We start from the raw sequence: 13182 nt of genomic DNA, 5'->3' as shown, positions 1-13182 counted from the left end.
GCGGCCCGGACCGCCGCAATCGGAACCTTCCCCATCGAAGGGACGTTTGCAACGAAACTCCCGCGAAGGTTTCAAGAATGCCGAACGAGACAGATCGACCGACCGTTCTCATCACTGGCTCGAGTGGCTTTCTCGGACAGGCGATCGCTCACGGCCTCAAGGATCGCTACCGCGTCATCGGCCTGGACGTGGCAGCCCCGAAAGGCGCGGCGGACCGTCTCGAGACGATCGAGATAGACCTCACCTCCGACGACAGCATCAGGAAGGCCGTACAGGAAATCGGCAAGCGGAGCGGCGGCCGCGTCGCCTCGGTGATCCACCTCGCCGCCTATTACGATACGACCGGCAAGACCGACCCGAAATATGACGCGGTCAACGTCCAGGGGACGCGCCGGCTGCTTGCGGCGCTGAAGGAACTGGAGACCGAGCAGTTCGTCTTTTCCAGCACGCTGCTGGTACACGCGCCGAGCCCGGCGAAGGGCGCAAGGATCAACGAGGATGCGCCTCTCGAGCCTTCCTGGGCCTATCCACAGTCGAAGGCCGAGACGGAAGCTGTGATCGCTGGGGAGCGCGGGCAGATCAAGACGGTGATCCTCAGGCTTGCCGGCGTTTATGACGAGGATTGCAGGGCCACCTTCATCGCCCAGCAGATCGCCCGCATCTTCGAGCGGCTGCCGACCGCCTATCTGTTCACCGGCGATCTTCGGGCGGGGCAGCCCTATCTCCACAAGGACGACTTGGTCGAGGCCGTCGTGCGCACCGTCGACCGGCGCTGCGAATTGCCCGCCGAAAGCGTGATGCTGATCGGCGAGGAGGAAACGCTTTCCTATGGGGAATTGCAGAAGAGCATCGGCCGGCTTCTCCACGGCGAGGACTGGCGCACCTTCGTGCTCCCCAAGGGGCTCGCCAAGACCGGGTCATGGGTGCAGACGGAGGTGCTCGATCAGGAGAGCGACATCAGGCCGTGGATGATCGAGAACTCCGACGACCATTTCGAGATCGACATATCCCGCGCCCGCAACCTCATCGGCTGGGAGCCGAAACACCGCCTCTCCCGCACGCTGCCGGAGATGATCCGGCGGCTCAAGCGTGACCCGACTGACTGGTACAAGAAAAACAAGCTCGAGCCCTCCACCGTCGCCGCGTCGGAGCCAGAGATCGAGCAGGCGAAACGAAGGCTCGATAGGCCGCTGGAGCGCAGTCACGCTGAGGTCGAGGCCGCCGTCGAGCGGCAGCGGCTTTTCACCCTCTGGGCGCCGATGGCGAATGTCGCGCTGGGTCTGTGGCTCGTCGCCTCGCCGATGACGCTCGGCCTTTTCGATCCCGTCACCGTTCCGTCACCGCCCGCCCTCGGGCACGAGATCGCGGCGGCAGCTATCCGCAATGCGCGGCTTGGCATCAGCGAGATAATGTCAGGACTGCTGGTCGTTTTCTTTGCGCTACTCGGGATGTATCGCCGCTGGTCCTGGACACAATGGATCACCGCCGCACTCGGCGTCTGGATCATGCTGGCGCCACTCGTCTTCTGGACCACCAGCGCTGCCGCCTATGGCATCGACACGCTGGTCGGGCTGCTGATCCCGGTCCTCGCCGTGATGATCCCGCCAACGCCCGGCATCAGCAGCCGGGCGCTGGCGGCGGATGACGACCGACCGCTCGGCTGGAGCTATTCGCCTTCCGCCTTCACGCAGCGCATTCCCATCGTCGCGCTTGCCTTCGTCGGCCTGTTCGTCTCACGCTACCTCGCCGCCTATCAGATGGGGCATATCGATGGCCTTTGGGACCCGTTTTTCGGCGCGGGCGGAGCTCCCGTCCGCAACGGCAGCGAAGCGGTGGTGACGTCCTGGGTCTCGAAGGGCTTCCCGATCGCCGACGCCGGCTTCGGCGCCTTTGCCTATGGGCTCGACATCCTCGCCGGCGCGATCGGCGACCGGCGCCGCTGGCGCACGATGCCATGGATGGTGCTGCTCTTCGGCCTGCTGATTATCCCGCTTGGCGTGGTCAGCGTCTCTTTCATCATCATCCAGCCGCCGCTGATCGGCGCGCTCTGCACGCTCTGCATCGTCCAAGCGGCGGTCACCGTGGTGCTGATCCCTTATTCGATCGACGAGGTGCTGGCGGCCGTTCAATATCTCTGGCGGGCGACAAAGGCTGGCGAGCCGTTCTGGCGCACCTTCTGGATGGGCGGCCCCGCCCTGTCAGAAAACCAGTCGCCGGCGCCCGATCTCGACCGACCGGCCTCCGAGCTCATCAAGGAGTTCATTACCGGCGGGGTGAACTTCCCGTGGACGCTGGTAGCAGGCGTGGGTCTCGGCGCGATGCTGATGACGACGCCGCTGATCTTCGGCAGCTCTCCGCCGCTCTATTACAGCGATCATGTGGTCGGCTGCCTCGTCATCCTGGTCGCCGTCACGGCAATGGCCGAGGTGGCGCGTCCGGTACGTTTCCTCAATGTCGCGACCGGCGCCTGGGTGGCCGCCTCGCCGTTCGTGCTTTCGGGCGGCGGCATGGTTGCAAGCGTCGCGGATTTCTTGCTCGGCCTTGGCCTGATCGCCCTCAGCCTGCCGCGCGGAACGCGCAGCGAGGAACATTACGGAGGCTGGGATCGAGCGATCGTCTGAATGGCCTGTTAAAGCGGAATCTGGTGGGAACGGGAGATCTGGGGGGAAGGTGTGACGGGGCATCTCCCCCACAAGGAGGGAGATTGGCTGGAAACGCCGCTCTGCCCCAAGCCAGCGCGCCTATGCCGAACTCAAGGCACCTGCAAGCGCATGCATTGGCTATCGATGGCGGGAGGTTCCCACTTGCTGATCTCCCCACCTGTGGGGGAGATGTCCGGCAGGGCAGAGGGGGGTGCCTGCGACCGCCGCAGCAATGATTAGCGTATCGGGCCTTGCTTCAGCCCGCCCCTCGGATCGATGCGGGGGGGCAAGCTGAGGACCGGCTTACCCCGATCATGAGACGTCCGTCAGCCCGTCCAGGCGACGCGTGCCGTACCAGCCACCGAGCCAGGCGGCGGCGGCGCCGAGCAGCAGCGAGAAGAAGCCGAGAAATGCGCCGCTGGAGACGACGGTCGCGGCCGTGTCCGCCGCATCGGAGGCCTTCCTCCGCGCATCCTCGACGGCCGAACGGTAGGTCTGCTCGTACTCCTGGACGCGGGCGCGGGCCTGATCCGGCGGGATGTTCTGGGCCCGCGCAAGGGCATCGGCAGCACGGTTGCGGGCTTCCTCCGCCTGTGTCTCGTCGCCGGTGACGAGGGCGCGGATCGACGCAACGGCCGCATCGCGCATGGCAGCCGGATCATCGCCGCCGATCGTCTCGCGGATCTGCCCCTCGATGTCGGCGAAGGGATCGTCCGCCCCTGAAAGCGCTGGTGCCGCCGTCGTGGCAACCGTCGCAACGGTGCGCCCGGCGCCGCCGACCACCGAGGAGAGGCCGCTCAGTGCGCCCCCAAGCAGCGCGCCGACCGAGGTCGTCAGCAGATAGACGACGATCAGGGTGGTCACCGCCCAGGTCGTCAGCCCGTGATAGGCCCCGGTCGTCGTGCCGGACCGCCCCGACAGCCGGCTGGCCAGATAGCCGCCGGCAAAGGCCGAAATGATGCCGGAAAGAGCGAACCAGATGCCGCTCGCGATCGAGAAGGTGCCGGGACCGGGATTGTCGCCGCTGCCGGGATCGAAGGCCGCCGCGCCGAGGCCGACGCCGAGCAGGTTGAGGAGAAGCTGGACTGCCAGTGCCAGGGCGACGCCGGCGAATATTGCCGCCCAATCGAGCTTGCTGGGCGCTATGGCAACCAAGGACTCGGCAGGCGCCGTTGCGGGACTCGTGTAGAGTGGGTCGCTCATGAAAAAGCTCCCTTGTGTTTCAGGGTGTTATCACTCCAGCAACTAACCTGTCGAAACCCAATTCGTTCCCTTCCGTTCACAGCCGATTGCCGGCAAGCGTCTAGCGGTTAGCCAGCCAGAGGATAGCGGTGAGCAGGATGCTGACGATGAGGCCGCTCGTGATCGGGATATAGATCGAGAAATTTTCGCGCACGATCAGAATGTCGCCCGGCAACCTGCCGAAGCCGATGCGCGTCAGCCAGGGCCAGAGGATGCCGACGGCCACGATGACGAGGCCGATGATGATCAGGACACGGGACATCTGTCCCTGCCTCTTTCCGAGTGTGTAGCCTTCGCGGATCATACAAGGCTAGCCGCCGGCGGACCACGTTTTTGCCGTCATCCCTGCTTGTCACAGGGATCCAGCAGTGCCGCGTCCGCGACGCGGAAGAGTCTTTCAGCCCAAAGGCATGGGCTGGGATTCCTGTGACGAGCACAGGAATGATGGGAGAGGAGAGCCCTGCCTTACTGCAACCCACGCGCCTGTGTCAGTGGACGTGCAATAGCGGTCTACTTCTGCTCTTCGCTCGCCAGCCCGTATTTCTCGAACAGGCGCGACTGGGTGCCGTCGGCGATGACCTTGTCGAGGCTCTTCTGCATGCGGCCGATCAGCTCGTCCGGTACGGAAGGATTGCAGGCGATCGAGTAGATGTCCTCGGCAAGGACGACCGTCGATTCGATGGGCGCTCCGTCGCGCTTCAGCTTGTCGAAATATTTCTCCGAGATCGGCATCAGGTCGATGCGTCCGGTGAGCAGCTTCTTGAGCGTTAGTTCCAGGTCGGTGGCGAGATCGATGCGCGGGAAGCCGTTTTCCTCGAGGATCGTCTGGGTGAAGTCGTCGCGTTGGGTGCCGACCTTGAAGGCTTTCGCCTCGTCGAGCGTCTTCGGATCGACGGGCGAGCCGGCCTTGCGGATCAGCACCGTGCGGCTTTTCAGGAGAGGCTCGACCCATTTGAAGCGGCCGTGGCGCTCCTTGTTGTGGACGGTGGTGAAGACGCAATGCATCTCCTGGCTTTCGGCCAGGAAGAGCGCCCGGGCCCAGGGCATCATCTCCATCGTAAATTTTAAGCCTGCATCGTCCATGAGAAGCCGGACCTGCTCGACCGAAGCGCCCTTGTAGACCTCGCCTTCGCGGAAATTGAAGGGAGGGTAGGATTCGGTGACGAATTTCACGTCCGCCGACTGGGCGGCGAGCGGAAAGAGAAGGCTCATCAGGAAGAAGATCTGTTTCATCGTCAGTTCCCTGGCACGGCGAGCAGCAGCCGGTGCCCTGTTTGGTGTCCGGAAAGAATGGCGGCGACGGGCTGGGGATGCCCGAGGAAATATCCTTGCCCGCAGTTCACGTCCATGGAAAGGAGCGTGTTCAGCTGCTCGTCGGTCTCGATGCCTTCGGCGACGACCTGGCAATTCAGTTCCTTGGCGACCATTTGAATGCCGGCAATGAGCTTTCGCACCCGCCGGCGGACGGTGTCACTGTCATCGGTCAGCGAGCGGGTGAAGGCCTGGTCGATCTTGATGATGCTGACCGGGAAATGGACGAGATAGCTGAGCGAGGAATAGCCGGTACCGAAATCGTCGAGAGCGATTCTCATCCCGGCGCCGCTCAGCGCGCCGAGGACGTCGCGAATGTCGGGGCTGTGATGCATCAGCACCGCTTCGGTGATCTCGACGACGATGCGGGTGGGCGGAATCCCCCATTTCATCAGTATGGAACCTGCGGCGGCCGGCAGTCTCGGGGAGAATTGCAGCGGCGAGAAATTGACCGCCAGATAGCTGGTTTCCAGGCCCGGAATGGAGGAAAGGCGGGCGAGATGGGCCACGGCCTTTTCGAATATGCGCTCGCCGATCCGCAGAATCGCGCCGGTTTCTTCGGCGACCCGAATGATGTCCGCCGGCGGCAGGACGCCGTGTTCCGGATGGTTGAGGCGCATCAGCGCTTCGAAGCCGGCGACCTTCCCGAGTTTGAGGTCGACGATCGGCTGCAGATGGACGTCGAACCAGTCCTGCCTGAGCCCGTCCTCGATATAGGTCTCGATCTTCAGTCTTTCCTGCGCAAGGCTCGCGATCAGCGGATCGAAGAGTTTCGCGCCGTTCTTGCCATTGTGCTTGCGGGAATACATCGCCATGTCCGACTTCTGCAGCAGCTCGGCGGCGCTCTTCGCCTGAGCCGGATAGAGCGCGATGCCGATGCTGGCACTCAGCGATAGCGCGTTGCCGTCGACGACGACCGGCTCAGCGCAGGCGGCGGCGATGCGCTCGGAGATCTGCAGCGCGGCGTTCTCAGCCTTCGGTGCGGAGATCAGCACGACGAATTCGTCGCCGCCGAGGCGCCCGACCTTGTCCTTGCCGCGCAGTTGCGTGCGGATGCGGCAGGCGATCTGGCGCAGCACCTCGTCGCCGGCGGCATGGCCGAGATTGTCGTTGATCGGCTTGAAGCGGTCGAGGTCGATCAGCAGGCAGGCGAGTTCTCCGCCGTCCGCGGCCGCCTGGCGGATCGCCGCGTCGAGCGCCGTCTCGAAGCCGGGGCGGTTGAGGAGGCCGGTCAGATGATCGGTGATCGCCTGCACATGGTTGCGCTGTTCGGCGGTTTTCAATTCCGTGACATCGGTCATGACGGCCAGCGACAGCGTGTCGCCCGCCTCAAGGGCCTGCACCTCCTTGATCAGCACGTCGATCAGCCGTCCGTCGGCGCATCTGAACTTGACGGTGACTGAGGCGCCTTGCACGTCTTCACTCGCCTGGCGTTTGCGGTTTTCGTAGGCGGGCCGCGTCGCCGGGTCGAGAAAATCGGCGAAGGCGTGGCCGATGACACTTTCGCGATCGTAGCCGGTGGCGAGCAGCCAATAGTCGCTGACCGCCGTCAGGCGATCGTCGTCGTCGATGGAATAGAGCTTCGCCGGCGTGAGGTTGTAGAGGCGTGTCGTCTTCTGATGGGCGCGTTTGAGATCGTTTTCCTCCTGGGCGAGGCGCGCCTGCATCTCGTTGAAGTTGGCGGCCAGCATGCCCATTTCGTCCGCCGATACCCAGTCGACCATATGGCGGGACCCGAGCCGGCGCGTCGCCTCGATGGCGTGTGTCAGGCGGAGCAGCGGCCGCGTCACCATCAGACGGTTGCCCAGGATGGCCGCCGCGGTGATGATCACGATCGCAAATAGAAAGATGCCGACATAGACGGCATCGTCGAACTCGAAATCGGAGCGCAGGTCGCGCTGGCGCAGCGCGATTTCCAGGCTGCCGACCGTTTTGGTGCCATCGACCGAGCGGTAATGGACGGCGGTGGACAGGATCTCACCGGGCGGATCCCTGTCGCGGGAGCGCTCCGGCAGCCTGACGTCGAGCCCGCCGGCGACCTCGTGGACCCGGACCGAGACCACGGAACGGTCCGCGAGGATCGTGCCGGCGATCTGCCGGACGCTTTCCTCGTCGAAATCCCAGAGCGGCTTGCCGAGCGCCAGCGAGTTGGCCTTGAGCAGGACCTGGCCATGGTCAATGACGTCGCGATAGGCGCGCTCGTTCGAGAGATAGAAGAAAAGCGCGAATAGCGGGGCGATCAACAGCAGGAGAGCGCTGGAAACGATCAGTATGAAGCGGCTCTCTACCGAATGCGTATTCATCTCAATGCCCAGGACCACACCGCATCGAAGGCCGACGCGAGGTGCACCGCGGCCTTGCCCATTCCCGGTCCGATCTCCGCTCTGCGGCAGGCGCCGAAGCGCTCCGTCGCCGACCCGTCAGCCCTGCAACCGAGAACGAACCGGGCCCATGGTCCATTGAAAACATTAGACTTCCGTAAATAATGCGCCTCGCCGCTAGCCCAATCGCGCTGGAATATCCGAATTGCGCAGATGTCGGGGGCGTATTATCGAAATCGGGCTGGATTCTCGACGCCGGATGGCGGCCGGGGCGGCTTTGTGCGGCGTCCGGCCCAGCATCGACTGGACATGCTCGGCTTTGCGCGCACCGCGCGCCATGTCAAACTCGGCCGAATCGACAGGCGAAAGGACAGCACATGGCACAGGAAAAAGTGGCCCTTGTAACGGCAGGCGGCAGCGGCATGGGGGCGGCGGCGGCGCGGCGACTGGCTGCGGACGGCTATAAGGTCGCAGTTCTGTCCTCCTCCGGCAAGGGTGAGGCGCTCGCCAATGAACTTGGCGGCGTCGGGGTAACCGGCTCGAACCAGTCGAACGAGGACCTGAAGACGCTCGTTGATCTTGCCTTCTCGACCTGGGGTCGGATCGATGTGCTCGTCAACAGCGCCGGTCACGGGCCGCGCGCGCCGATCACCGAAATCAGCGACGAGGATTGGCACAGGGGCCTCGACACGTACCTGATGAACGTCATCCGCGCCGTGCGGCTGGTGACGCCGATCATGCAGGGCCAGGGCTGCGGCTCGATCATCAACATCTCGACGGCTTGGGCCTTTGAGCCCTCGGAGATGTTTCCGACCTCCGCGGTCTTCCGCGCCGGGCTCGCCGCCTATACGAAGATCTATGCGGACAGCTATGCCAAGGACAATATCCGCATGAACAACATTCTGCCGGGGTGGATCGACAGCCTGCCGGCGACCGATGCCCGCCGCGACAGCGTGCCGATGAAGCGCTACGGCACGAGCGAAGAGATCGCCGCCACCGTCGCCTTCCTTGCTTCCGAGGGCGCCAGCTATATCACAGGCCAGAATATCCGGGTGGATGGCGGGCTTACCCGCTCGGTGTAGATCGAGTGATCCTGACGTAAGAGCCAGGATTGGGATTTCGGCTCTCGAGGGAGTCCGGCGTGATTCAGGAGATGGTGATGATAGCAGGCGGCTGTTTGTGCGGTGCGGTGCGCTACGGGTGCGAGGGTGATCCGGATTGTTCATTGGTCTGCTATTGTCGGGATTGCCAAAGGGCTTCCGGTTCGGGCCATGTCCCGGCGATGAGCATGCCACGCGAGAGGGTAACGATTAGCGGCGAGACAAGAGGCTACGCGGCTCCCGGAGGGAGCGGAAAGATGACGGTCCGCCACTTTTGCCCCACCTGTGGTAGTCTTCTCTTCAGCACGCCGGAGGTAATTCCCGACTTCGTAAACATCTACGCGGGCACGCTCGACGATCCCTCGGTGTTCAAGCCGACCTGGTCATTCTTTCCGCACAGCCATGCTCCTTGGGATCGGGTGCCGGACGCCTTGCCAGAGCTACCGGGTCCCACCTGACAGTGCGCTCGCGAGTCTAACGCGCGCCGAGTTTTTGGCCTTTGTCTGCCAACGGCGTCGGCACGCCCGTAATCATGCCCAAACATTGGCTCCATCCATAAGGTCGAGCGCCTAGTCTTCACGACAGCCCGCCTCCGAGCAAAGCGCGCGAATGAAAGCAAGCAGCGCCTCCTGCGGGTTTGACCCTTCTCCGTCGAGCACCGTTACGCCCCAATGGCTCAGGACCGCCTTCTGCACCGGATTGGGCTTATACATGAAGACGTACGATCGCGGCCGATCTCTCTCATAGCCGGATCCCCGCCAGGTGCTCCAGATTCGGTGCAGGAGCAGCCTGATATTGAGATCCGACATGCTGTATCCGATGAAGAGCACCGTCGCCCCGAGGGCATCACTGCGGAAGCGCACATCGAGCGGCGAGTCGAAGGACAGCCGGTCGAAATAGTCGGTCTCGGTCAGGACGAGCGTTTCGACATCGTCGAAGTCGCCGTGATATTTGATGATCTGAGTCGCCCCCGCAGGAGCGGTGGCCATGTCTCTCGCGTGGCTGACCTTAGAATGGGGCTTGCCGTGGACCTCGTAGGCCACCTCGAGATTGCTGTCGTAGTTGGTGGTGTAGATGATCGGGAAATCGAGGCTGACAATCAGCCGATGCAAGTCGGATTTCCTGATGCTTTCTGGAGAGACGTGCCAATTCTCACGCATCCATGTGCAGAGTGCATCTATATTCCCATGGTCCAGCCGGTAACACTCGGCAATCGTTTGATAGGTGACGTCCTGATCGTTCATCACGGAGCAGTCGAGATGGAGGTCATCCAGCATATGGTCGATCAGCGTTCTCCAGGATGGCAAGCCGACGCTCATCGACACGCCGGCGCCCACGAACAACACCGCATGCCGCCCGTTCAACGCCGAGGCAATGGCCTCCAGATGCTCCTTCATTTTCACTCCCGCCTTCCGTCCGGCAGCCTTCAACCCGGTCCGCGGCAAGTTGTTCCATCGGGCGAAGCCGCGCTTCTACGCCGCCCGTCGCCTCCACAATCAATGGCTGAAGTAAGTACGAACAGCAGAGCAACGGTTCGGGAACGAAGTGTCATGGCTTACTCCTTATGGATTAGGGCAAACGCCGGCCGGGCAAGAACCTCCAGGGAACAAACTTTTCGCCTCGCGGTTGGCCAGCGGAAGGGACTGTGAATCTGGAGAACAGTCGATGAAAGGCATTCTTATCAAGAGCGCTCTTGCCTTGAGCCTGGGCGTCGCCTACGGGCCGGCGCTCGCGCAGACAGAGCAGCCGGCGCAGGGGCAAACGACCACGTGCCCGGAGGGCACGGAATGTCCGCAGGGCGGCGCCGAACAGGGCCAGCAACCCGATGCTGAGGGTGGAGCGACCCAACAGGGCGGCGAAGCGACCGGCGAGGGCCAGCAGGGCCAGTCGGGCGAGCAGCAGGCGCAGCCCGAGCAGGGCGGCACCGACCAGCAGCAACAACCGGATCAGCAGCAGCAAACGGAAACCGACACGCAGCAGCAACAACAGCAGCAGCAAGGCCAGGACAGCTCCGATCAGCAGCAAGAGACCGAGGGCGGCGCCTCCCAGTCCGGCACCGAGCAGAAGCCGGCCGAGGGCGAGACCGAGCAGCAGCAGCAGTCCGGCGGAGGTGAGCAGCAGAAAACCCAGGAGGGTCAGGCCTCCGGCTCGTCCACGGATGTCAACGTGACGGTGGAGCAGAAGACCGAGATCACCCAGATCATCAAGGAAGAAAAGGTCGAGCCCATCGACCTCGACTTCGACGTATCCGTCGGCGTCGCCGTTCCGGAAACCGTCAAGGTCAAGCTGAAGCCGGTTCCGGCGCGCATCGTCAAGATTGTGCCGAGATACGAGGGCTATCTGTTCTTCGTCCTGGCGGACGGCCGGATCGTCATCGTCGAACCCTCGTCGCTGAAGATCGTCATCATCCTGGCGTAGCAATCGGCACATATCGATGCTCGCCGGATCGACCAGCGGGCATCCCTTCCAGGGAAGGATGGAGGAGGGTGGATGAAAGACAATTGGCAGGACCAGAGACGAATTCCGGCCCGCCCCGAGCCGCGGCGCGACTATGCATGGCATGGCGGATCGTTCCGCGAGAGGGGATCTGACGAGGAGCGGCGGGGTCGCCGCGGCGACCGGCGCTACAACGGCGAATGGTTCGCGGACGCGTTGCGACGCTCGGACCGCGGCGGAGGCGATCCCTATGGCCTCTCGGGTCGAGATCTGGCGCACCGCATCGAGGAACTCGGTTCCTTCGACCCCTATGAGAACGTGCCGCCCTTCCGGGACCGTTCCGGTCAGGAGGGCTGGCCCGGCGGCCGCAGGACCCACTATGAAGTGGGGAGCTTCCGGGGAAAGGGCCCCCGCGGCTACAAGCGACCAGATGCGCGGATCGCGGAAGACGTCAACGACCGGCTGACCGAAGATCCATGGCTCGATTGTGCAGAACAACATAAGGGTGAGACGCGCCGGCGTGTCATGATCTCCGGCCCGCACCGCATGTCGCGTTCCCTCAATATCCCTCTTGACCATCATGTTATCGATAACATAAGCTCCGCCTCAATTGGCTTTGGGAGGAGCGCATGGATGGTCAAACGCTGCTGGAGTTCCGCTCCATCACCAAGGAGTTCGGCGGCACCAAGGCGCTCACCCAGGTCTCGCTCGATCTCGAAGCTGGTGAAATCCTCGCGCTTCTCGGAGAGAACGGCGCCGGCAAGTCGACGCTGATCAAGACGCTCGCCGGCATCTACCGGCCGGATGGTGGTGAAATCCGGTTCCGCGGCGAGCCCTATGTCAACCAGCCGCCGAAGCCGAACAAGCGCCAGCCAGTAGCCTTCATCCATCAGGACCTCGGCCTCATCGAATGGATGACGGTCGCCGAGAATGTCGGTCTGGCGCAGGGCTTCTCGATGCGGACGCGGCTGATCGACTGGCGCCGAACGGAGGAGCGGGCACGCGAGGCGCTGCGTCTCGTCGGCTGCGATTTTGAACCCTCGACGCGCATCCAATCCCTGACCCGCACGGAAAAATCGCTGGTGGCGATCGCCCGCGCCTTGGCTGTGGAGGCGGACGTGCTGGTGCTCGACGAACCGACGGCGAGCCTTCCGGCCGACGAAGTGGAGCGGCTCTTCGATGCCATCCGGCCCCTGAAGGAGCGCGGCGTCGCGATGATCTACGTCTCGCATCGGCTCGACGAGATCTTCCGCATCGCCGACCGGGTCGCGGTGCTGCGCGACGGCCGCCTCGTCGGCCAGAAGCCGGTTGCCCAGACGACGCCGGACGAGCTCATTGAGATGATCGTCGGACGCAAGGCCGACCAGCTCTTCGTCAAGGCGGAGAGCCGGCCGGGCGAAGCGGTGGTCAGCGTCCGGCAGCTCGCCTGCCAGGGTGTCGGGCCGGTCTCCTTCGATGTGTTGAAGGGCGAACTCATCGGCCTCGTCGGCCTGCGCGGCGCGGGCCAGGAACTGGTCGGCCGCGCGCTGTTCGGCTGCCAGCCCTTTTCGGGAACGGTGACGATCGGCGGCGAGACCCCCGATCTGACGAGCCCGGTGGCGGCTATGCGCTCCGGCGTCGGGCTGATTGCCCGCGACCGCACGGAGGAATCGGTCGCCATGTCGCTGTCGCTGCGCGAGAACACCTTTCTCAATCCTGGGGCCTCGGGCCGGGGGCTGCTTTCGGTTCTCGCCCCCGCCAAGGAGGCCGCCCTGGCGAAAGCGATCGGCGACAGCGTCGGGCTGAGGCCGAACGACCAAAGCTTGCCGATTGAGGCGCTGTCCGGCGGCAATCAGCAGAAGGTCGTGGTCGGGCGCTGGCTCGCGACCGGCCGCAAGCTGCTCGTCGCCGAAGATCCGACGGCGGGCGTAGATGTCGGCGCCAAGGCCGACATCTACCGGCTGATCGCTCGCGCCCACGAGGCTGGGCTCGCGGTCGTCGTGGTTTCGACCGATTTCGAGGAAATCGCCCATATCTGCCATCGCGCCCTGGTCTTCTCGCGCGGACGCATCGTCCGGGAGCTGAAGGGCGAAGAACTGACGACCTCGGCGGTGATCGCCGCCGCCTCGGCCTCCGAAGCCGCCTGAGTTC

Annotated in this window: 10 protein-coding genes; 5 read left to right on the top strand and 5 right to left on the bottom strand. The window is 63.9% G+C overall.

Features of this window, described 5'->3' with window-relative positions; genetic code table 11:
• The first annotated feature begins 77 nt into the window (after positions 1 to 77).
• Positions 78 to 2621, top strand: a complete 2544-nt coding sequence (locus tag NXT3_RS31290) for an NAD-dependent epimerase/dehydratase family protein (RefSeq protein WP_104841355.1) — start codon at positions 78 to 80, stop codon at positions 2619 to 2621.
• Positions 2622 to 2954: 333 nt separating this feature from the next.
• Here the strand turns inward: NXT3_RS31290 and NXT3_RS31285 are convergent, their stop codons facing one another.
• The 4 genes from NXT3_RS31285 to NXT3_RS31270 form a co-directional block, all read right to left on the bottom strand.
• A complete protein-coding gene (locus NXT3_RS31285) occupies positions 2955 to 3845 on the bottom strand; it encodes a hypothetical protein (RefSeq protein WP_037421234.1) in 891 nt (296 codons plus the stop codon).
• 100 nt (positions 3846 to 3945) lie between these two features.
• Positions 3946 to 4146, bottom strand: a complete 201-nt coding sequence (locus NXT3_RS31280) for a DUF2905 domain-containing protein (protein WP_037421311.1) — start codon at positions 4144 to 4146, stop codon at positions 3946 to 3948.
• A gap of 248 nt (positions 4147 to 4394) precedes the next feature.
• Positions 4395 to 5117, bottom strand: a complete 723-nt coding sequence (locus NXT3_RS31275) for a substrate-binding periplasmic protein (protein ID WP_104841354.1) — start codon at positions 5115 to 5117, stop codon at positions 4395 to 4397.
• Between the two features lie 2 nt (positions 5118 to 5119).
• Positions 5120 to 7498 (bottom strand): putative bifunctional diguanylate cyclase/phosphodiesterase, encoded by a 2379-nt coding sequence (locus NXT3_RS31270; protein WP_104841353.1) that lies wholly within the window; start codon positions 7496 to 7498, stop codon positions 5120 to 5122.
• Positions 7499 to 7893: 395 nt separating this feature from the next.
• On the opposite strand from NXT3_RS31270, the gene NXT3_RS31265 reads away from it, so the two are divergent.
• Positions 7894 to 8598 (top strand): SDR family oxidoreductase, encoded by a 705-nt coding sequence (locus NXT3_RS31265; RefSeq protein WP_104841352.1) that lies wholly within the window; start codon positions 7894 to 7896, stop codon positions 8596 to 8598.
• Between the two features lie 71 nt (positions 8599 to 8669).
• Complete coding sequence (locus NXT3_RS32880) at positions 8670 to 9074, top strand: GFA family protein (RefSeq protein WP_337442191.1); 405 nt, start codon at positions 8670 to 8672, stop codon at positions 9072 to 9074.
• Positions 9075 to 9185: 111 nt separating this feature from the next.
• Here NXT3_RS32880 and NXT3_RS31255 read toward each other — a convergent pair whose 3' ends face one another.
• Positions 9186 to 10013, bottom strand: coding sequence for an SIR2 family NAD-dependent protein deacylase (locus NXT3_RS31255; RefSeq protein ID WP_104841350.1), 828 nt, complete (start codon positions 10011 to 10013; stop codon positions 9186 to 9188).
• Positions 10014 to 10281: 268 nt separating this feature from the next.
• Between NXT3_RS31255 and NXT3_RS31250 the strand changes: the two genes are divergently transcribed.
• Positions 10282 to 11034, top strand: a complete 753-nt coding sequence (locus NXT3_RS31250; protein ID WP_104841349.1) for a DUF1236 domain-containing protein — start codon at positions 10282 to 10284, stop codon at positions 11032 to 11034.
• Positions 11035 to 11681: 647 nt separating this feature from the next.
• Complete coding sequence (locus NXT3_RS31240; protein ID WP_104841348.1) at positions 11682 to 13178, top strand: sugar ABC transporter ATP-binding protein; 1497 nt, start codon at positions 11682 to 11684, stop codon at positions 13176 to 13178.
• The last annotated feature ends 4 nt before the right edge of the window (positions 13179 to 13182 follow it).

Source organism: Sinorhizobium fredii, assembly GCF_002944405.1.
In the GTDB taxonomy this organism is placed as follows: domain Bacteria; phylum Pseudomonadota; class Alphaproteobacteria; order Rhizobiales; family Rhizobiaceae; genus Sinorhizobium; species Sinorhizobium fredii_C.
The sequence above is the reverse complement of the archived record's forward strand: the minus strand, read 5'-3'. Positions and strand labels throughout refer to the sequence as shown.

Coding starts and splice junctions, on each gene's coding strand:
- NXT3_RS31290 (WP_104841355.1), top strand. CDS start 78: ATGCCGAACGAGACAGATCGACCGACCGTTCTCATCACTGGCTCGAGT.
- NXT3_RS31285 (WP_037421234.1), bottom strand. CDS start 3,845: ATGAGCGACCCACTCTACACGAGTCCCGCAACGGCGCCTGCCGAGTCC.
- NXT3_RS31280 (WP_037421311.1), bottom strand. CDS start 4,146: ATGTCCCGTGTCCTGATCATCATCGGCCTCGTCATCGTGGCCGTCGGC.
- NXT3_RS31275 (WP_104841354.1), bottom strand. CDS start 5,117: ATGAAACAGATCTTCTTCCTGATGAGCCTTCTCTTTCCGCTCGCCGCC.
- NXT3_RS31270 (WP_104841353.1), bottom strand. CDS start 7,498: ATGAATACGCATTCGGTAGAGAGCCGCTTCATACTGATCGTTTCCAGC.
- NXT3_RS31265 (WP_104841352.1), top strand. CDS start 7,894: ATGGCACAGGAAAAAGTGGCCCTTGTAACGGCAGGCGGCAGCGGCATG.
- NXT3_RS32880 (WP_337442191.1), top strand. CDS start 8,670: ATGGTGATGATAGCAGGCGGCTGTTTGTGCGGTGCGGTGCGCTACGGG.
- NXT3_RS31255 (WP_104841350.1), bottom strand. CDS start 10,013: ATGAAGGAGCATCTGGAGGCCATTGCCTCGGCGTTGAACGGGCGGCAT.
- NXT3_RS31250 (WP_104841349.1), top strand. CDS start 10,282: ATGAAAGGCATTCTTATCAAGAGCGCTCTTGCCTTGAGCCTGGGCGTC.
- NXT3_RS31240 (WP_104841348.1), top strand. CDS start 11,682: ATGGATGGTCAAACGCTGCTGGAGTTCCGCTCCATCACCAAGGAGTTC.